Genomic DNA, 18,674 nt, shown 5'->3' on the forward strand with positions numbered 1-18,674 from the left:
CGCCCGCATCCCTGGGCCCCAGGGCCCGCCCGCTCAGTCGGTCGAGGACGCCGCCGCCACCGCCTGTGCCGTCGCGTTCCGGATGCGGCAGTAGTACTCGGCCATCGCCTCGCCGTCGCCCTGATAGCGCCACGGCAGCGCGTTGACGTACCCGTCGACCAGCTTGAACTGTTCGAGCGCGGCGTCGTCGCGGTCCTGGAGGGCGAGGTAGTACGCGAGGAGGTGCCGGAGTTCCGGGAGGCGGGGGTGGGTCGGGTCGGCTGCGGCGGCGTCCGCGAGTCCGGCGTCCACCCGGCCGATCATCTTCGGCGTACGGTCCGCCTCCGCGTCGTCCGACGTGTCGTGCTCGAAGTGCGCGATCAGCGGCAGGACGCTCAGCAGCCCGCCCAGCGGCGCGTTCGCCGCCGCCCGCTCGGCGAACTCCGTCGCCAGCTTCTCGGAGCCCCGCCACTTCGCACACCAGTACTGCAGTGCCGAGAAGTGGGCCTCGTAGTGGTGCGGCGCCCGGGTGGTGATCTCCGTCCAGAGCCGGTCCATCTCGGCGTGCGGATAGCCGAGCCCGAGGGCGACCGTGATCTCCGTGACGTACGGCGTGGGGTCGTCGGGGTTCAGCAGGGCGGCCCGCGCGATCTCCTCCCGGGAGCGCTCCAGCATCCGGTGGAATCCGGCGAACTGCTCCTGGGTCGTGTACTTGGCCTTCTTCGCGCCCCGCAGGTTCCCGGCGAGGAAGACCGTGCTGCGGGCGCGGACCACGGCCGCGTCCGGGTCGTCGGGGCGGTCGGCCTCCCAGGCGAGCAGCCAGTCGTCGTCATCGGCGGCGATGTCGCCCAGCAGGGCCGCCGCGCGGGAGCGCCGGTCCCAGTCGCGGCCGATGTCCTGCATCAGCTTGGCGCCCGCCTTCCAGTCGCCGCCGCGCACGGCCGCGAGCGTCGCGTCCCAGCCGGCGGGCAGCGGACCCGCGTACTTGGTGTTCTGCCGCTCCGCGGGCAGCAGCCCCATCGCCTCGGCGACGTCCGGGTCGACGTCCCCGCCGGGGCGGAAGAACTCCTTGAGGAACACTCCGGCGATCCAGAGCCCGAAGAGCAGGGTCGGCACCGCCAGGACGGCCAGGATCCACAGCAGTACGGTCATCGCGGTGCGTCCGTTTCTCGGGCGGCGGGGCCTTGGGGGGTGGGCAGCAGCATGCGCAGCGGGCGCGTGTCGGGGTGGTCGGCGACGGCCGCGTCGATCGCGGCCGCGAGGTCGGTCTCCGTGCCGTCGGGCGTGGGCGCCAGCCGCACCGCGGCCGGCTCCGACCAGGAGAACTCCCAGCTCAGCCGCGAGTGGGCGCTCAACTCGGCCAGCACCATGCCCTGTAGCGCGTCGGCCAGCGCGGGCCGCACGAACTCACGGAAGGCCCGGCCCCGCGCCTCGGCCGCCTGGTCGGACAGGGGCAGCCGCCGCGCCAGCTGCCACAGCTGACCGTCGTCGATCACCTTGAGCAGCGCGGCGAGCGTCGGGTGGTCCTTGGTGTACATGGCGAGTGCCCGGTGCAGCGGGGTGTCGAGGGAGGCGAAGTTCGCGACCATCGAACCGTCGAGCAGCTCCTGCCAGTCGTCGGCGCGCCGGAACCGCAGCACGTCCTCGGTGAGGACCGCGTCCTCCAGCGCTGCCAGGGTCCGGTCCGGGTCGGCGAGCAGACCGAGCGCCGCGCCCCTGGCCTCGTCCGCGCGGCCGTCGGCGGGCAGTGCCTCGATCCGCTCGACCCGGTCGGCGATGGGCGGGTGCGAGTCGTACGGCGAGGCCGGCTCGGTCGGCAGGTCGGTGCGCAGGCCGACCAGTTCCAGCTGGCGGGCGGAGAGCATCCGCCCGTATCCGCCGATGAACTCGCCGCGCGGCGGCATCAGCCGCGCCTCGGCGCCGAGCGTGGCGTAGCTGTTCATGTAGAAGCCGAACGCCGCGTCCAGCGCCGGGATCTCGCGCAGCGCCGACGCGGTGGCGTCCCGGCCGGCGACGCGGACGGACGCGAGGTCGGCGGCGTACTCCTGGCGGCGTGAACCGGCGAGCGTGGCGCGCATGTACAGCTTGGCGTAGCCGATGTAGATCTTCGCCATCGCGCGGTACGTGACGCCCGCGTGCCCGGTGTCGATCTCCCTCGTCTTCTTTCCCTTGGCCACGGCCTTGGCGTTCTTCTTCTCCTGCCGGGCCCGCTCGCGTCCGGCGGTCCGGTCGGCCCGCTCCTCGAAGTGCCGGACGGTGCGCAGCACCTGGGCCCGGCCGCGCACGGTGAGGGCGGCGAGCCGGGTGTCGGAGTTCGAGTAGTGGCCCAGCTCATGGGCGAGGACCGCGCGCAGCTGCGCCTCGGTCAGGCCCTGGAGCAGGGGTACGCCGAGGTAGAGGCGGCGCGGACCGGGGAGCAGGCCGAGCAGCCGGGCGTCCTCGCTGACCGCGGCGTTGACATCGGCCGTCAGCACGATCCGGGACGGGGCCCGGGTGCCGACCTTGTCGGCCAACTCCCTTACGGTCCGCCACAGTTCGGGCTCGTCGGCCTCCGTCACCGGCAGCCCCGGCAGTTCCTCGCCCTTCGGCGTCCGCAGCATGAACAGACCGCGGACCAGCGGGATCGCGAGCAGTGCGGAGACCACGTACAGCTTGGCGGCGACGCCGGACGGAGCGTGCAGGTGGAGCAGGTAGTCGGCGCCGGCGAGCGCCGCGAGCAGGATCACGCCGAGCAGATAGAAGCCGGCGAGCAGCACGAGAGCGCGCAGTGCGCGCAGGGTCGCGCCCATTGGGCAGATTTCCCCCCACGGAAAGATCGCGAACGATCATTTATACGGTGAAAACGGTCGGTCTGGGACGTGTCCATGACCAATGCGTGAGGGGCGGAGTATTTCGCACGGGTGTGCGGGGTCGCAAGGGCTTACCGGGTGGCCGGGCGTCTCACGGGATCAGTGCGGAAGCGTCGCCGGGCTGCCGCCGTTCGCCTCGTATCCCGCCACCGCCAGCGCCCGGTATATCGCGTAGTCCGCGGCCGGGTCGGAGGTGAGGGTCCAGGGGAGGGCACCCACGTGGCCGTCGACGTGGACCAGCTGGTCCATGGCCTCGGACCAGCGCTCGGAGCGGACCAGGAAGAAGATCAGCAGATGGCGGACATGGGCCAGCATCGGGTCGTCGGGACGCGCGGCGTGCACCGCGAACAGCGCACCGTGGATCGCCTTGGTGACGACCTCGCTCTCGTAGAAGCCCTGCACCAGATTCACCTCGGGCAGGTGCTCGAAGACCGCGAAGAGCGGCATGGCCGCGAGGAGCGAGCCCTGCGGCGCGCGGGCGGCGGCCGCCTCGGCGAAGGAGTACGCCAGCTCCCGCGAACCGTGCCACTTCTCGCACCAGTAGTGCAGGGCCGCGAGATGGGCGCCCATGTGCGCCGGCGCCCGGTCCAGGATCTTCAGCCAGAGCTGCTCGAACTCCGCACGGGGGTACGCCAGCCCACGCGCCACGGACAGCTCGACGATGTACGGGATCGGGTCACCGGGGGCCAACAGCGCCGCGTCGGCACACGCCGACCTGGCCTCCTCCATGATGATCCGGAAGTCGTCCGTGCCCGGCGTCGACGTCCGCCACGCCTGCTGCACCAGGAACTCCGCGTGCACCGCCGCGCCGCCCGCGTCCTTGGGCGCCTCCGCGCGCCACACCCGCAACCACTGCCCGCCCGGCGTCTCACCCACCCCGCCGGGACGCTGCGCCAGCTCCAGCGCCGCCGCGCCCGCGAACGCCTGCACCCGCTGCCATCTGACCTCGCCGGCCGCCTCCGTACCGGCCAGCAACTGCTTAGCCGCGCGGTAGTCCTGGGAACGCTGCACCACGTCCAGCACGTCCAGCAGATCCTGGTCGGGCCCCGGCATCCGCACGTCCAGCAGCTCCTGGCGCATGAACCCGTAGTCCGCCGGGTCCGCCGCGTCCGGATGCCCCGCCTCGACCTGCTGAATACCGGCCCGCCGCCGCGCCACGATCGGCCACACCACGAACCCGACCATGAGCATCGCCATCAGGACCCAGAGAATCTCCATGCCACAAGGGTTCCAGACGCCGCCGACAATTGCCCAACCCGGTCGCGGACCTGTGGACAACTCCCGAAACCGGGCCATGGCCAGGGGCGCGGTTCCGGGCCCGACGCGCGGCCCCGCCCCGTGGGCAGGACCGGCCACGAGCACCTGTCATCCACCGTTCACAGGCCCCCCGAGCCATTGGGCACCCAACACCCGGCGCACCGCTTAGGCTCGATACCCATGAGCGACACCCACACCAGCCAACACTTCGAGACCCTCGCGATCCACGCGGGCAACACCGCGGATCCCCTCACCGGCGCCGTCGTCCCGCCGATCTACCAGGTCTCGACCTTCAAGCAGGACGGCGTCGGAGGCCTGCGCGGCGGCTACGAGTACAGCCGCAGCGCCAACCCCACCCGCACCGCGCTGGAGGAGAACCTCGCGGCCCTGGAGGGCGGGCGCCGCGGCCTCGCCTTCGCGTCCGGGCTGGCCGCCGAGGACTGCCTGCTGCGTACGCTGCTCAGCCCCGGTGACCACGTGGTCATCCCCAACGACGCGTACGGCGGCACGTTCCGTCTCTTCGCGAAGGTCGTCTCCCGGTGGGGCGTGGACTGGTCGGTGGCCGACACCTCCGACCCCGCCGCCGTCCGCGCCGCCATCACCCCCAAGACCAAGGTCGTCTGGGTGGAGACCCCCTCCAACCCGCTGCTCGGGATCACCGACATCCCGGCCGTCGCCCAGGTCGCCCGCGAGGCCGGCGCGAAGCTGGTCGTCGACAACACCTTCGCCACCCCCTACCTCCAGCAGCCCCTCGGGCTCGGCGCGGACGTCGTCGTGCACTCGCTCACCAAGTACATGGGCGGCCACTCCGACGTCGTCGGCGGCGCCCTGATCGTGGGCGACCAGGAGCTGGGCGAGGAACTGGCCTACCACCAGAACGCCTTGGGCGCGGTCGCCGGGCCCTTCGACTCCTGGCTCGTGCTGCGCGGCACCAAGACGCTCGCCGTCCGCATGGACCGGCACAGCGAGAACGCCACCAAGATCGCCGACATGCTGACCCGGCACCCGCGCGTGGCCGGCGTCTACTACCCCGGCCTGCCCGAGCACCCCGGGCACGAGGTCGCCGCCAAGCAGATGAAGGCCTTCGGCGGCATGGTGTCGTTCCGCGTCACCGGCGGCGAGGAGGCGGCCCTGGAGGTCTGCAACCGCGCCAAGGTGTTCACCCTCGGCGAGTCCCTGGGCGGCGTCGAATCCCTGATCGAGCACCCGGGCCGCATGACGCACGCCTCGGCGGCCGGTTCGGCCCTGGAGGTGCCGGCCGACCTCGTCCGCCTCTCCGTGGGCATCGAGAACGTCGACGACCTCCTGGAGGACCTCCAGCAGGCGCTCGGCTGAGCACCCCCGGCCGGGACCGGTCCCGGCCACGGGCGCTCACCAGTCCACCACCGGTGGGGTCGTCGTCGACGGCGGCTCCACCCAGGGCTGGGTGCTCAGCGCCCACACGAAGAACGCCACCACGGCGGCCGTCAGCGCCAGCCACAGCAGACGACGGGCCACCGTCCGGCGCCGCAGCATGCGCCCGCCCCGCCGCATCGCCGCCGCGCACAGATCGGGCGGCACCTTCGCCGGCCCGCGCTCCAGGATCCGCCGTACGGCCGTCTCGCGCTCCCGCAGACTCATGACGGCACCACCTCCACCACCTTCTGGGAGGCGACCTCGCGCGGCGGATGCAGAACGGTCGCCATCGCGCGCAGACAGATCGTCCGTACCCGCTCGACGGGCAGCCCGAGGAGCGCCGCCGTCTGTTCCTCGGCGACCCCCTCGTAGAGCCGCAGGACCAGGATCAGCCGCTCCTGGGGGCTGAGAACGCCCAGGACACCCACGCGCGCGTGGCGGAAGAGCGCGTGATGGTGCCACGCCGCGCGCGCGAAACGGACGGCCAGCTGCTGACGGGTCCGGTCGTAGGGGTCCTCACCGCGCAGCCGGTCCCACGTGGCGTACGTGTGGGCGAGGGCATGCGTCAGCAGTCGCCGCGCGCGCGGGTTGTCGTCCGGCGCCTCCGCCGTGAACAGGGTGGCGGTCTGCAACAGCCGCCCCGCCGCACCCGCGACGAACGCCTCGAACTCCCGGGCCCGGCGGGCACCTTGCACCACACGCCGATCTCGCACCGCGCCTCCCGCCTGAGGCCGACCCTGAGGGGAACGGGGCCCGTCCGCCCACGGTTCGCTCCGCCGCGTACGGTGTCGTCCGCCGTCCACGGCTTCGTCCGCCGTCCACGACGAGGGCCCGATCTCATATGAGGCCAGGAGCGGGCGCGCGGTCAAGGGTCAGGAAGGCGACGGTGCCTCCGGCGCCGCCGCCATACGGGTCGAGAGCGCCGTGTTGAAACGGGTGAGGAGGGAGCAGAACGCCTCGCGCTCCTCAGGGGCCCAGTCCTCGGTGAGTTCGGCCATCAACTGGCGCCTGGAGGAACGTACCTCCTCAAGGCGGGCGAGCCCACGGGGCGACAACTGGAGCACCACCGCCCGGCCGTCCTCCGGGTGCGAGGTGCGCTTGACGAGTCCCGTGTCCACGAGCGGCGCCACCTGCCGGGTGACCGTCGAGGAGTCGATCCCCATGCTCGCCGCGAGCGCCTTGACGCCCATCGGGCCTTCCTTGTCGAGGCGGTTGAGCAGCAGGTACGCGGCACGGTCCATGGAGTTGCGCACCTGCCCGACGCCGCCGAGCCGGGTCTGTTCGGCACGGCGTGCGAACACCGCGACCTCGTGCTGCAGCGTGTCGAGAAGACCGTTGTCACCGGCGGTCGTCATGTCCATCGACATTTCAGGTGTTGTGGGCATGGCCAAAGGCTCAATTCATGCGTGGGGCGCTGGGTTGGGGGACAGAGTACGCGGACCGGGCGCGGGGTGTACCGGCGCCGCTGAAACCAGTCCCGCGCCTTGGTCACACCCGCGTTCCACCGCTGTGAACTGCGAGACTGGTGGTCATGAGCTACAGCACGGCTGACTCCTTTCCGGTGGTGACGCTCGACGACGTGCGAGGCGCCCAGAAGATGCTTACCGGCGTCTCACGTGTCACCGCGATGGAGGGCAGCAGGCATTTGTCGCAGCTCGTCGGCGCGCCGGTGCACCTCAAGTGCGAGAACCTCCAGCGGACGGGCTCGTTCAAGCTGCGCGGCGCGTACGTCCGGATCGCGGGGCTGCTGCCCGAGGAACGCGCCGCCGGTGTCGTCGCCGCGAGCGCGGGCAACCACGCCCAGGGGGTCGCCCTCGCCTCCTCCCTGCTCGGGGTGCGGTCCACGGTCTTCATGCCGAAGGGCGCCCCGCTGCCGAAGATCAGCGCGACCGAGGAGTACGGCGCCGAGGTGCGGCTGCACGGCACGGTGGTCGACGAGACGCTGGCCGCGGCCCAGGAGTACGCGGCCGGAACCGGCGCGGTGTTCATCCACCCGTTCGACCACCATGACGTCATCGCTGGTCAGGGCACGGTCGGCCTGGAGATCCTGGAGCAGTGCCCGGAGGTGCGCACGATCGTGGTCGGGGTCGGCGGCGGAGGGCTCGCGGCGGGCATCGCGGTCGCGGTGAAGGCACTGCGGCCGGACGTGCGGGTCATCGGCGTCCAGGCGGAGGGCGCCGCCGCGTATCCGCCGTCGCTGGCCGCCGGACTGCCCCTGGCGGTGGAGAACCCGGCGACGATGGCCGACGGCATCAAGGTCGGACGGCCCGGCGACGTGCCGTTCCGCATCGTCGCCGAACTGGTGGACGAGATCCGCACGGTCTCGGAGTACGACCTCTCCAGCGCCCTGCTGCTCTGCCTGGAGCGGGCGAAGCTGGTCGTGGAACCGGCGGGCGCCAGCCCGGTCGCCGCCCTGCTGCGCGACCCGAAGGCCTTCGAGGGGCCGGTCGTCGCGGTGCTCTCCGGCGGCAACGTCGACCCGCTGCTGATGCAGCGCATCCTGCGGCACGGCATGGCCGCCGGTGGCCGCTACCTCCAGGTACGCCTCCGCCTCACCGACCGCCCCGGTGCCCTCGCGACACTTCTGGGGGTGTTGTCAGCGGTCGACGCTAATGTCCTGGACGTGAGCCACGTACGGACCGACCCCCGGCTCGGGCTCACGGAGGTGGAGGTCGAACTGCACCTGGAGACGAGGGGCCCGAAGCACTGCGCCGAGGTCAACTCCGCCCTGCGCGAGGCGGGTTACACCGTCATCGACTGAGGTCGGCGCCTCTTCGATCTTCACTCGTCACCCGTTCGGGTAAGTCCATTGAGGGACGCGATACATCGCGTTATGGTGTGTCTCGTGCCCCTCCCTCGGACTTCAGGTCCGTCTGTTCCGCCGTCCCGTTGTTCCGCTGCGAAAGAACCGAAAAGACGTGGAGAAAACACATGCCAGGCGCCATCCATGCCGAAGGCCTGGTGAAGACCTTCGGTGATGTAAGAGCCCTCGACGGCGTCGACCTCGACGTCCCCGAGGGCACCGTTCTGGGTCTGCTCGGGCCGAACGGCGCGGGCAAGACGACCACCGTCCGCTGCCTCACCACCCTGCTGCGGCCCGACAGTGGCAGGGCCGTGGTCGCCGGCATCGACGTGCTGAAGGACCCCGACGCCGTACGGCGCTCGGTCGGCCTCTCCGGCCAGTTCGCCGCGGTCGACGAGTATCTGACGGGCCGTGAGAACCTGCAGATGGTCGGCCAGCTCTACCAGATGCGGGCCAGGGACGCGAAGATCCGCGCGGGGGAGCTGCTGGAGCAGTTCCACCTCGCCGACGCCGCCGACCGCCCGGCCAAGACGTACTCCGGCGGAATGCGCCGCCGGCTCGACCTCGCCGCCGCGCTCGTGGTGTCGCCGCCGGTGATGTTCATGGACGAGCCGACCACCGGACTCGATCCGCGCAACCGCCAGCAGCTGTGGGACGTGATCAAGCAGCTGGTCTCCGGCGGTACGACCCTGCTGCTCACCACCCAGTACCTGGAGGAGGCCGACCACCTCGCGCACGACATCGCCGTCGTCGACCACGGCCGCGTCATCGCCCGCGGGACCTCCGACCAGCTCAAGGCCCGCACCGGCGGTGAGCGCGTCGAGGTCGTCGTGCACGAGCGCGAGCGCATCCCGGCCGCCGTCGAGGTGCTGACCGGCTTCGGCAAGGGCGCGACCACCGTCGAGGAGCACACCCGCAAGCTCACCGTGCCCGTCACCGGCGGCGCCAAGCTCCTTGCCGAGGTCATCCGCGAACTGGACAGCGAAGGCATCGAGATCGACGACATCGGCCTGCGCCGCCCCACCCTGGACGACGTGTTCCTCTCCCTGACAGGACACGTCGCCGAGGTGAAGGGCGAGGCGGAGGCCGCGGGGCAGGAGGAGGTGGCCGAGGCGAGAGGGCGCGGCCGCAGGAAGGAGGGGTCCAAGTGAGCGCCGTCACCGGAGCCGCGCGCGTCGCACCGTCGGGCAACCCGTTCATCCGGTCCGTCCGGGACTCGTTGGTCGTCGCCAAGCGCAATCTGATTCGTATGTCCCGAATCCCGGAAATGGTCATTTTCGGGCTTATTCAACCCATCATGTTCGTGGTGCTGTTCACCTATGTCTTCGGTGGCTCCATGAACATCGGCGGGACCACCGACCCGGACGTCTACACCGAGTTCCTGATGGCCGGCATCTTCGCGCAGACCGTCACCTTCGCCACCGCCGGCGCCGGAGCCGGTATCGCCGACGACATGCACAAGGGGCTCATCGACCGCTTCCGCTCGCTGCCCATGGCGCGCGGGGCCGTGCTCACCGGGCGGACCCTCGCGGACCTCGTCCAGACCGCCCTCACCCTGGCCGTGCTGGCCGTGGTCGCCCTGCTCGTCGGCTGGCGCACCCACACCAACGCGGGCGAGGTGCTCGGCGCTTTCGGTCTGCTGCTCCTGCTCGGATACGCCTTCACCTGGGTCGGCGCACTGATCGGACTCTCCGTGCGCACCCCCGAGGCGGCCACCTCCGGCGGGCTGATCTGGCTCTTCCCGGTCACCTTCATCTCGAACGCGTTCGTGGACTCCAGCAGGATGACGCCCTGGCTCCAGCACGTCGCCGACTGGAACCCGTTCAGTGCCACCGTCCAGGCCTGCCGTGAGCTCTTCGGCAACCCGGGGGTGTCGCCGTCGGACGCCTGGCCCATGCAGCACCCGGTGTGGGCCTCGCTGATCTACTCGGTCCTCATCATCGTCATATTCCGCACCCTGTCCGTGCGGAAGTACCGCTCGGCGGCGGCGTGAACGGCTGCTGTCCCCACGCATGACCGGGCCCCCGGCACCGAAGGGGTGCCGGGGGCCATGGGTCGGGCGAGGGACGCGCGGTCAGCTCTGGTAGGGCACGGCCTTGAGGATCTTCACCGAGGCGAACTTGCCGTTCGGCAGCTCGTACTGGGCGTCCTGGCCGACCTTCTTGCCGATCACGCCCGAGCCGAGCGGGGACTGCGGCGAGTAGGTCTCGATGTCGGAGCTGGCGTACTCCCGGGAGGCGAGCAGGAAGGTCACGGTGTCGTCCTCGTCGCCGTCGAAGGCGATCGTCACGACCATGCCGGGCGCGACCGCGCCGTCCGCCGAGGCCGGCGCCTCGCCGACCTTCGCGTTCTCCAGGAGCTGGGTCAGCTGGCGCACACGGAGCTCCTGCTTGCCCTGCTCCTCCTTGGCCGCGTGGTACCCGCCGTTCTCGCGCAGGTCGCCCTCCTCGCGCGCGGCCGCGATCTTGGCGGCGATCTCCGTGCGCGCGGGACCAGACAGGTACTCCAGCTCGGCCCTGAGCTGGTTGTACGCCTCCTGGGTCAGCCAGGTGACGTTCTCGCTGGTCTGGGTCACAGGTGCTCCTCGTAGGTACTGGGAATACAAAGCATCGCCCTACACAGAAGAATGTTCCTTCACGAGTGGGCGAAACCACGAGCCTAACAATTCACCGGCGGAAGGGGGAGGACATAAACCACAAGCGTTACGTCGACGCAGGTCAGGGTGGAGATGCGGAGAGCCGGACGGTTCGGTCGGCGGCTCGGGCCGGGAGCTTTGGCAGGCCGGGGTCAGCCGGCGTGACAGCCGAGCAGTTCGGCGGTGGTGCCGCGCGCCGTCGTCTTCAGGGTGACGACCTCGTCGATGTCGGTGGTGGCGGCGTCGAAGCGGAAGTCCGCGCGGCCCACCTCGGCGCCGTCCTCGGACTGGGAGCGCACGGTGCAGTAGCCCTCGACGCCGGCGTCCTTGTCGCCCCTGAGGTGCACCTCCACCGAGGTCGCCGAGGTATCGAAGGTGTAGATCTCGACGCTGATCTTGTTGTCGGCGACGTAGTGGTAGGCGAACCAGCCGATGAGGACGAGGAGGGCCGCGCCGAGGACGCTGCCGATGACCTTGAGCTTGCGGTCGGCGCGCTCGTCCGCGGAGCGGCCGTAGCGACCCTCGGGAAGCCGCGTGCTCGCCGTCGTCATGGTCGCCCTCTCTGATCCGGATCGGGGAATATCCCGTCCCCCGATGCCGTCACTATAGAAGCCCCCGCCCAGCGCCTGACGGCCGCCCCACACGGGTGTCCGAGCGGGACGGCAGTATGGACTCACCGGATCGCGCCGGGCCGAGTCACCGAATTTCAGGCCGGGCGCCGAGTGACGAGGGAATGAGTCTTGACTGACCAGCTGCGACTGATGGCCGTGCACGCGCACCCCGACGACGAGTCGAGCAAGGGTGCGGCCACCATGGCGAAGTATGTGTCCGAGGGGGTGGACGTGCTGGTCGTGACCTGCACGGGCGGCGAGCGCGGCTCCATCCTCAATCCGAAACTGCAGGGCGACAAGTACATCGAGGAGCACATTCACGAGGTACGCAAGAAGGAGATGGACGAGGCCCGCGAGATCCTCGGCGTCGGCCAGGAGTGGCTCGGCTTCGTCGACTCCGGCCTCCCCGAGGGCGACCCCCTGCCGCCCCTTCCCGACGGCTGCTTCGCCCTGGAGGACGTCGACAAGGCTGCGGGTGAGCTGGTCCGGAAGATCCGCGCGTTCCGTCCCCAGGTGATCACCACCTACGACGAGAACGGCGGGTACCCGCACCCCGACCACATCATGACCCACAAGATCTCGATGGTGGCGTTCGAGGGCGCGGCGGACACCGAGCGGTACCCCGAGGCCGAGTACGGCCCGGCGTACCAGCCGCAGAAGCTCTACTACAACCAGGGCTTCAACCGCCCGCGCACCGAGGCGCTGCACAACGCCCTGCTGGAGCGCGGCCTGGAGTCCCCGTACGGCGAGTGGCTCAAGCGCTGGGACGAGTCCGACCACAAGAACCGCACCCTGACCACGCATGTGCCCTGCGCCGAGTTCTTCGAGATCCGTGACAAGGCCCTCATCGCCCACGCCACGCAGATCGACCCCGACGGCGGCTGGTTCCGGGTCCCGATGGAGATCCAGAAGGAGGTCTGGCCGACCGAGGAGTACGAGCTCGCGAAGTCCCTCGTGGACACCTCGCTCCCGGAGGACGACCTCTTTGCGGGCATCCGCTAGCCCTGGGGGACAATGCCAGGCATGAGCGTAAGCCTGGCAGTCACACACCTCGTCCCCCTCGCCAAGGAGGTGGACGAGGACAAGGTCACCCCCGGCGTCCTCGGTTTCATCGTCTTCGCGGTGATGGCCCTGGCCGTCTGGGGCCTGATGAAGTCCATGAGCAAGCACATGGGCAAGGTCGACTTCAAGGAGTCGCCGGACCCTGACGCCTCCGTCGAGGAGACGGCGACGGACGTGGCCGGGAAGGCGACCCCGGCGAAGGGCTGACCGCCGGCGCGACGGCTTGGCGGGCTGACCGCGCGACACCGCCGAGGTGCCGCGCGGTCACGCCCTGTCCTCGCGGGGTCACGCGGCACGGAGCGGCTCCGCTCACCCGTGCCCGCCCGACACCGGCACGCCCATCACCTCGCGCGCATGGCGGTTCGGGACCATGCCGAGGGTCCAGGCCCGCCAGCCGCTCTCCAGGTTGACGCCACGTTCCAGGAGGAGCTGGTAGGCCTCGATGTACTCGGTGAGTTTCTCGTCACGCAGGGGGTGGGCCGTGCGGGAGAGATGGGCCAGGTCCTCCTGGGCGACGGCCGTGCCGATCTCCACGCCGCCGGGAGCCGCGTAGGGCAGCAGGGTGCACTTGAGGAAGCGGGCCCAGTCCTCGCCGCGGCGGTCGCCGTAGGAGGCGAAGAGGCGAGTGGCCTCCTCGCAGAGGGCCAGTGCCTGGGGGGTGCGGGTGTTGCCCGCGTCCACGACCGCCAGTTCCAGGCAGGTCCAGGCCTCTCCGTGGGCGACGCCGATGCGCTGGAAGTCGGCGCGGGCGTCGACGAGGAGCTGGCGGGCGAAGCCGGAGTTGCGCAGCGAGCCGGTCTGCACGGCCCGCTGGTCGCGGGTGACGCGGGCCGAGTGGTGGCGGGCGCAGGCCAGGCCGTACACGTCCCGCATCCGGGAGAACATGGTGCGGGAGCGCTCCAGCTCGCGGACCGCCTGGTCGAGGGTGCCGGTCTCCTCCAGGGCCTGGCCCAGGTAGTAGCCGGACCAGGCCTCCCCGCGGGCGTCCTCGTTGTCGCGGTGACGGGCGAGGGCCTGGCGCAGACCGTCGACGGCGGCGGAGGGGTCACCGGCGACGAGTCGGGCGCGGGCCAGCTGGGTCATCGACCAGGCCTCGCCCCGCGGGTCGCGGGTGCGGCCGAACAGGTCGAGCGCCGTGCGCAGTTCGGTCTCCGCACGCGGTACCTCGCCCATGCGCAGCAGCAGTTGGCCCAGTTGGAAGTAGGCCCAGCCCTCGCCGTGCAGGGACTCCTGCTGACGGTGCAGGACCAGGGCCCGGTTCAACAGGTCCAGGGAGTCGGCCAGATGGGAGCGGTCGCGTTCCACCGCCGCGAGGGCGTGCATCGTCCACGCGCGGTCCGCCGCCAGCTCGGGGGCCGACTGCATCTGCAGGGCCTCCAGGAGCTTCTCCGCCGCCTCGGTCAGATTGCCCTGGTGGTGGAGGGTGATGCCCAGGGAGCACAGGGCACGGGCGGCGCCCGCGTCGTGGTTCGTCTCCATGTACAGGTTGACCACCGACGCCAGCGTCGTACGCGACTTGTCCAGCTCGCCCAGTTGACGGGCCGCGATACCCGTACGCCACTGGACCGAGCGGGTCAGCAGGCCCTGGTCCACCGACTGCGCCAGCTCGTTGAGTTCGCCGAGGCGGTAGAGGTCGCCGCGCAGCAGACAGTAGTCGCACAGGGCGCCCAGCAGACTGAGCACGGCCGCCTGGTTCACGCCCTCCGCGTGCCGGAGCGTGGAGGTGATGAAGCTGGTCTCGTCGTCCAGCCAGCGCAGCGCCTCCTCCAGCGACACGAAGCCGTGCTGGCCGAAGCGGTCAGAGCGGGTCGACATGTTGCCGTCGACGAGACGCAGGACGGAGTCGGCCAGGTCGGCGTACGTGACGATGAGGCGTTCCTGCGCGGCCGTGCGCTCGCTCGGCTCCTCCTCGTCGAGGAGGCGGGCGTGGGCGAAGGCGCGGACCAGGTCGTGCAGGCGGTAGCGGTTGCCGTGGACGTGGTCGATCAGACCGGCGCGGGCGAGCGCGGTGAGGTGACGGGTCGCCTCCGTCTCGTCGGTGGCGAGGAGCGAGGCGGCCGCCGCCGCGCCCAGTGAGGCCCGCCCCGCCAGTGCCAGTCGGCGCAGCAGCCGGCGGGAGAGTTCCGACTGGTCGGTGTAGCGGAGCCAGAGGGCCCTCTCGATCGGCTCGACCGGGCCGTACGCGCCCAGGTCCGTGGCCAGTTGGCCGGGCGTGCGCGGTCCCAGGGACGAGCCGGCGACGCGCAGGGCGAGGGGCAGGCCGCCGCACAGGTGCCGGATCCGGGCGACGGATTCCGCGTCGTACGAGGCGGGCCGCGCCCCCGAGGACGGTCCGGCGGCGGCACCCGTGGCCGCACCCGGGGCAGCTTCCGTCGACAGCGCAGAGCCGTCCTGGGCCGCCGTGCTCAGCAGTTCGTGCGTGCCGTCGCCGTCGAGCGCCTCGACGGGGAGCTGGTGGACCCAGGCGGGCAGGTCGGCGGGGAGGGCGAGCGGGGAGCGGGCGGTGACCAGGACGAGGCTGTCGGAGCGCTCGGGGACGAGGGCGCTGACCTGCTCGGGATCGGAGGCGTCGTCCAGGACGATCGTCACCGGCAGGGCGGTCAGATGCTGGTGGTACAGCTCGCTGAGCCGTTTGACCTGCTGGTCCTGGGAGGTGCGCTCCCGGAAGAGCAGCTGGTCGCGGGGTGCGCCGAGACGATTCAGCAGATGCATCAGCGCGTCCCGGGTCGACAGCGGCGGCTCCTCGGGGCTGTCGGCGCGCAGATCGACCACGCAGGCGCCGCGGAAGTAGTCCCGCAGTTCATGGGTGGCGCGGACGGCGAGAGCGGTGCGGCCGGAGCCGGACGCGCCGTGCAGCACGACGACGGTCGGCCGGGTCTCGGTCTCCGCGCGGGCCGCCTGCACCCACTGGCGGATCTTCCCCATCTCCGTCCGTCGGCCCGCGAACCGGTCGTCGGACTCGGGGAGTTGGGCGAACGACTGCTCCAGCACATTGCGCCGCCGGGCCGCCGCGCTCTTGTCGGCGCCGCGCAGTTGGGGCGCCTTCTTCTTCGCCGTCGCCGTCGACGCGGCGAGGACGCGCTGCTGGTCGAGGAACGGGCGTATGCCGCGTACCTCCAGTGCCGTCAGCCACTGCAGCCGCAGCTGCTCGGGGCCGCCGGGCTGGCTCAGGGCGCCCGCGTGATGGTGGGCGGCGGGGAGGTGGGAGGCGGTGACCTTCAGGACGGTGGCCACGGCGCTGGCGATGCCGACGATCACCCCCGTGCTGACGGCGGTGCCGGGGGCGACGCCGAAGGAGAGGTCGGCGACCACCGCCGTGCCGGCGGCGACGGCCGCGATCAGCAGGGGGGTTCCGGAGCCCTCCTTCGCGTAGCGCTGGCCGAAGGTGAGGCGCCCGGCCTCGGACTCGTCCAGTGCCCGGGTGTACGTCTCGTACTCCTCGGCCGCGTGCTGCGCCATCGCGTCCAGGGCGGCGCGGGCACGGCCGAGCAGGACGACTCCGTCGGTACGGCCGCCCGACCTGCGGACCTCCTCCTCGACCGCCCGGATCAACAGCCGTTCGGCCTCCCCCCGGTGGCTGTCCCGCATCACAACGTCCCCCTTCGTTGAAACGGCTGCCTGGGGCAAGTGTGGGCCGATCGGGGCGCGGAGGCGAGAGGGCGTGGATCAGGGAGGGGGCGTGTGCGCGGGCGGTGGGTGCGCGTGCGCGGGGAGCGGGGGCCGTGGCGGGGCCCGGGCTGTCGGCCGACCGCGGGGCCGTCGGGGGCGGGAGCGGGACGCGCCCCCGTGCTGAACTGCGATTCCCGGGTACTGGGGAATGATGGTGCCCATGGCGAACCGACTGGCCCACGAGACATCTCCCTACCTCCTCCAGCACGCCGACAACCCGGTCGACTGGTGGCCCTGGTCGGCCGAGGCGTTCGAGGAGGCGCGCAGGCGGGGGGTGCCGGTGCTGCTCAGCGTCGGCTACTCGAGTTGCCACTGGTGTCATGTGATGGCGCACGAGTCGTTCGAGGACCGGGAGACCGCCGAGTACCTGAACGCGCACTTCGTGAACGTCAAGGTCGACCGGGAGGAGCGCCCGGACGTCGACGCGGTGTACATGGAGGCCGTACAGGCGGCGACCGGGCAGGGCGGCTGGCCCATGACCGTGTTCCTGACGCCGGAGGGGGAGCCGTTCTACTTCGGCACCTACTTCCCGCCCGCCCCCCGCCACGGCATGCCCTCCTTCCGGCAGGTCCTGGAGGGGGTGCGGGCCGCCTGGGCGGACCGGCGGGACGAGGTCGCCGAGGTCGCCGGGAAGATCGTGCGGGACCTGGCGGGGCGGGAGCTGAAGTTCGCGGCGGTCGACGCGCCCGGGGAGGACGAGCTGGCGCAGGCGCTGCTGGGGCTCACCCGGGAGTACGACGCGGCGCGGGGCGGCTTCGGCAGGGCGCCCAAGTTCCCGCCCTCGATGGTGATCGAGTTCCTGCTGCGGCACGCGGCGCGCACCGGATCCGAGGGCGCGCTGCAGATGGCGCGGGACACGTGCGAGCGGATGGCCCGCGGCGGCATCTACGACCAGCTCGGCGGCGGCTTCGCCCGGTACTCCGTCGACCGTGAGTGGGTCGTGCCGCACTTCGAGAAGATGCTGTACGACAACGCCCTGCTGTGCCGCGTGTACGCCCATCTCTGGCGTGCCACCGGTTCCGAGCTGGCCCGACGCGTCGCCCTGGAGACGGCCGACTTCATGGTCCGCGAACTCCGCACGGACGAGGGCGGTTTCGCCTCGGCGCTGGACGCCGACAGCGACGACGGGACCGGTTCCGGGAAGCACGTCGAGGGCGCCTACTACGTCTGGACGCCCGAGCAGCTGACCGAGGTGCTCGGTGAGGAGGACGCGGCGCTCGCCGCGCAGCACTTCGGCGTCACGGAGGAGGGGACGTTCGAGGAAGGGGCGTCCGTCCTGCAACTGCCGCAGCAGGAGGGCGTGTTCGACGCCGACCGGATCGAGTCGGTGAGGAGCCGGCTGAAGGAGGCGCGTGCGCGCCGGCCAGCCCCCGGCCGTGACGACAAGGTGGTGGCCGCCTGGAACGGCCTCGCCGTCGCCGCGCTCGCAGAGACCGGTGCCTACTTCGACCGCCCCGACCTGGTGGACGCCGCCATCGCCGCCGCCGACCTCCTCGTACGACTGCATCTGGACGAGAGGGCGAGGCTCGCGCGGACCAGCAAGGACGGGCAGGTCGGGGCCAACGCGGGGGTGCTGGAGGACTACGCGGACGTCGCCGAGGGGTTCCTGGCGCTGGCGTCGGTCACGGGGGAGGGGGTGTGGCTGGAGTTCGCCGGGTTCCTGCTCGACCATGTGCTCGTCCGGTTCGTCGACGAGGAGTCGGGGGCGCTCTTCGACACCGCCGCCGACGCGGAGAAGCTGATCCGGCGGCCGCAGGATCCGACCGACAACGCCACGCCGTCGGGGTGGAGCGCGGCGGCGGGAGCACTGCTGAGTTATGCCGCGCACACCGGTTCCGAGCCGCACCGGACAGCCGCCGAACGGGCGTTGGGCGTGGTGAAGGCGCTGGGGCCGAGGGCGCCCCGGTTCATCGGGTGGGGGTTGGCCACGGCGGAGGCCCTGCTCGACGGGCCGCGTGAGGTGGCGGTCGTCGGACCGCAGGGGCATCCGGGGACGAGGGAGCTGCATCGGACGGCGTTGCTGGGGACCGCGCCGGGTGCGGTGGTGGCCGTGGGCACCGCGGACAGCGACGAGCTTCCGCTGCTGGCCGACCGTCCGCTCGTCGGCGGTGAACCGACTGTGTATGTCTGCCGTAATTTCACATGTGACGCTCCCGTGACCGATGTCGACCGTTTGCGTACGGCTCTGGGGGTGGCCTCGATCGGCTGAAACTCGCCGGTCAGAGAAGTGGGGCAAGATCGAACAACTGGCTTGATACGGGCCGGTGTGCGGACACGTCCGATTACGTGTTCCCTCGAACGGAAACACGCTTTTTATCGGAAGGGCCCCCAGGGTTCACAGTTTCCCCCTAGTCTCTCCACAGTGACGCGCCGGGAGTAACTCCCAGCGCGACAGGGGGTATTGGGATCCGGGG

General features: G+C 71.4%; 16 protein-coding genes. 7 read left to right on the forward strand and 9 right to left on the reverse strand.

What is annotated here, in order from left to right:
• Nucleotides 1–33: 33 nt before the first annotated feature.
• The 3 genes from RM704_RS02580 to RM704_RS02590 all read right to left on the reverse strand — a co-directional run bounded on the left by RM704_RS02580 (nucleotide 34) and on the right by RM704_RS02590 (nucleotide 4,046).
• Nucleotides 34–1,131 (reverse strand): hypothetical protein, encoded by a 1,098-nt coding sequence (locus RM704_RS02580; protein ID WP_033527995.1) that lies wholly within the window; start codon nucleotides 1,129–1,131, stop codon nucleotides 34–36.
• Nucleotides 1,128–2,768: a M48 family metalloprotease gene (locus RM704_RS02585; RefSeq protein WP_033527996.1), complete on the reverse strand. Its 1,641-nt coding sequence runs from the start codon at nucleotides 2,766–2,768 to the stop codon at nucleotides 1,128–1,130. Before RM704_RS02585 ends, RM704_RS02580 begins: the two co-directional genes overlap by 4 nt.
• A 159-nt stretch (nucleotides 2,769–2,927) precedes the next feature.
• Nucleotides 2,928–4,046 carry a hypothetical protein gene (locus tag RM704_RS02590; RefSeq protein WP_033527997.1) on the reverse strand — a complete coding sequence of 373 codons (1,119 nt, stop codon included), beginning with the start codon at nucleotides 4,044–4,046 and terminating at the stop codon, nucleotides 2,928–2,930.
• Between the two features lie 219 nt (nucleotides 4,047–4,265).
• Here RM704_RS02590 and RM704_RS02595 point away from each other — a divergent pair, with 219 nt between their 5' ends.
• Nucleotides 4,266–5,420 (forward strand): cystathionine gamma-synthase, encoded by a 1,155-nt coding sequence (locus RM704_RS02595; protein WP_033527998.1) that lies wholly within the window; start codon nucleotides 4,266–4,268, stop codon nucleotides 5,418–5,420.
• A gap of 36 nt (nucleotides 5,421–5,456) precedes the next feature.
• On the opposite strand, the gene RM704_RS02600 is transcribed toward RM704_RS02595, so the two are convergent.
• The 3 genes from RM704_RS02600 to RM704_RS02610 form a co-directional block, all read right to left on the reverse strand.
• Nucleotides 5,457–5,705: a hypothetical protein gene (locus RM704_RS02600; protein WP_033527999.1), complete on the reverse strand. Its 249-nt coding sequence runs from the start codon at nucleotides 5,703–5,705 to the stop codon at nucleotides 5,457–5,459.
• A complete protein-coding gene (locus RM704_RS02605) occupies nucleotides 5,702–6,193 on the reverse strand; it encodes a sigma factor-like helix-turn-helix DNA-binding protein (RefSeq protein WP_192829683.1) in 492 nt (163 codons plus the stop codon). Before RM704_RS02605 ends, RM704_RS02600 begins: the two co-directional genes overlap by 4 nt.
• Before the next feature lie 159 nt (nucleotides 6,194–6,352).
• The gene (locus RM704_RS02610; RefSeq protein ID WP_192829686.1) at nucleotides 6,353–6,847 is read right to left on the reverse strand and encodes a MarR family winged helix-turn-helix transcriptional regulator; all 495 of its coding nucleotides are present in this window, start codon (nucleotides 6,845–6,847) and stop codon (nucleotides 6,353–6,355) included.
• Nucleotides 6,848–7,011: 164 nt separating this feature from the next.
• On the opposite strand from RM704_RS02610, the gene ilvA reads away from it, so the two are divergent.
• The 3 genes from ilvA (at nucleotide 7,012) to RM704_RS02625 (ending at nucleotide 10,276) form a co-directional block, all read left to right on the forward strand.
• A complete protein-coding gene (ilvA, locus tag RM704_RS02615) occupies nucleotides 7,012–8,241 on the forward strand; it encodes a threonine ammonia-lyase (RefSeq protein ID WP_033528029.1) in 1,230 nt (409 codons plus the stop codon).
• 170 nt (nucleotides 8,242–8,411) lie between these two features.
• Nucleotides 8,412–9,434 carry a daunorubicin resistance protein DrrA family ABC transporter ATP-binding protein gene (locus RM704_RS02620; RefSeq protein WP_033528001.1) on the forward strand — a complete coding sequence of 341 codons (1,023 nt, stop codon included), beginning with the start codon at nucleotides 8,412–8,414 and terminating at the stop codon, nucleotides 9,432–9,434.
• Complete coding sequence (locus tag RM704_RS02625) at nucleotides 9,431–10,276, forward strand: ABC transporter permease (protein WP_033528002.1); 846 nt, start codon at nucleotides 9,431–9,433, stop codon at nucleotides 10,274–10,276. The genes RM704_RS02620 and RM704_RS02625 overlap by 4 nt, the downstream gene beginning before the upstream one ends.
• An 81-nt stretch (nucleotides 10,277–10,357) precedes the next feature.
• Here RM704_RS02625 and greA read toward each other — a convergent pair whose 3' ends face one another.
• Nucleotides 10,358–10,858: a transcription elongation factor GreA gene (gene greA, locus RM704_RS02630; protein ID WP_033528003.1), complete on the reverse strand. Its 501-nt coding sequence runs from the start codon at nucleotides 10,856–10,858 to the stop codon at nucleotides 10,358–10,360.
• Between the two features lie 212 nt (nucleotides 10,859–11,070).
• Nucleotides 11,071–11,469 (reverse strand): DUF4307 domain-containing protein, encoded by a 399-nt coding sequence (locus RM704_RS02635; RefSeq protein WP_033528004.1) that lies wholly within the window; start codon nucleotides 11,467–11,469, stop codon nucleotides 11,071–11,073.
• 210 nt (nucleotides 11,470–11,679) lie between these two features.
• Between RM704_RS02635 and mca the strand changes: the two genes are divergently transcribed.
• Entirely contained in the window at nucleotides 11,680–12,531 is an 852-nt protein-coding gene (gene mca / locus RM704_RS02640) for a mycothiol conjugate amidase Mca (RefSeq protein ID WP_033528005.1), read from the forward strand.
• A gap of 21 nt (nucleotides 12,532–12,552) precedes the next feature.
• Entirely contained in the window at nucleotides 12,553–12,798 is a 246-nt protein-coding gene (locus RM704_RS02645; RefSeq protein ID WP_033528006.1) for a hypothetical protein, read from the forward strand.
• 102 nt (nucleotides 12,799–12,900) lie between these two features.
• On the opposite strand, the gene RM704_RS02650 is transcribed toward RM704_RS02645, so the two are convergent.
• Complete coding sequence (locus RM704_RS02650; RefSeq protein ID WP_033528007.1) at nucleotides 12,901–16,179, reverse strand: tetratricopeptide repeat protein; 3,279 nt, start codon at nucleotides 16,177–16,179, stop codon at nucleotides 12,901–12,903.
• 241 nt (nucleotides 16,180–16,420) lie between these two features.
• Here RM704_RS02650 and RM704_RS02655 point away from each other — a divergent pair, with 241 nt between their 5' ends.
• Nucleotides 16,421–18,469, forward strand: a complete 2,049-nt coding sequence (locus RM704_RS02655; RefSeq protein WP_033528008.1) for a thioredoxin domain-containing protein — start codon at nucleotides 16,421–16,423, stop codon at nucleotides 18,467–18,469.
• Nucleotides 18,470–18,674 lie beyond the last annotated feature (205 nt).

The organism is Streptomyces gottesmaniae, assembly GCF_031845845.1.
In the GTDB taxonomy this organism is placed as follows: Bacteria; Actinomycetota; Actinomycetes; order Streptomycetales; family Streptomycetaceae; genus Streptomyces; species Streptomyces akebiae.

Bases quoted from the DNA above. Each gene is read 5' to 3' on its own strand.
- mca (WP_033528005.1), top strand. From the start codon at position 11,680: ATGGCCGTGCACGCGCACCCCGACGACGAGTCGAGCAAGGGTGCGGCC.
- RM704_RS02610 (WP_192829686.1), bottom strand. From the start codon at position 6,847: ATGTCGATGGACATGACGACCGCCGGTGACAACGGTCTTCTCGACACG.
- RM704_RS02620 (WP_033528001.1), top strand. From the start codon at position 8,412: ATGCCAGGCGCCATCCATGCCGAAGGCCTGGTGAAGACCTTCGGTGAT.
- RM704_RS02655 (WP_033528008.1), top strand. From the start codon at position 16,421: ATGGCGAACCGACTGGCCCACGAGACATCTCCCTACCTCCTCCAGCAC.
- ilvA (WP_033528029.1), top strand. From the start codon at position 7,012: ATGAGCTACAGCACGGCTGACTCCTTTCCGGTGGTGACGCTCGACGAC.
- RM704_RS02590 (WP_033527997.1), bottom strand. From the start codon at position 4,046: ATGGAGATTCTCTGGGTCCTGATGGCGATGCTCATGGTCGGGTTCGTG.
- RM704_RS02595 (WP_033527998.1), top strand. From the start codon at position 4,266: ATGAGCGACACCCACACCAGCCAACACTTCGAGACCCTCGCGATCCAC.
- RM704_RS02600 (WP_033527999.1), bottom strand. From the start codon at position 5,705: ATGAGTCTGCGGGAGCGCGAGACGGCCGTACGGCGGATCCTGGAGCGC.
- RM704_RS02635 (WP_033528004.1), bottom strand. From the start codon at position 11,469: ATGACGACGGCGAGCACGCGGCTTCCCGAGGGTCGCTACGGCCGCTCC.
- RM704_RS02645 (WP_033528006.1), top strand. From the start codon at position 12,553: ATGAGCGTAAGCCTGGCAGTCACACACCTCGTCCCCCTCGCCAAGGAG.
- RM704_RS02585 (WP_033527996.1), bottom strand. From the start codon at position 2,768: ATGGGCGCGACCCTGCGCGCACTGCGCGCTCTCGTGCTGCTCGCCGGC.
- RM704_RS02580 (WP_033527995.1), bottom strand. From the start codon at position 1,131: ATGACCGTACTGCTGTGGATCCTGGCCGTCCTGGCGGTGCCGACCCTG.
- RM704_RS02650 (WP_033528007.1), bottom strand. From the start codon at position 16,179: ATGCGGGACAGCCACCGGGGGGAGGCCGAACGGCTGTTGATCCGGGCG.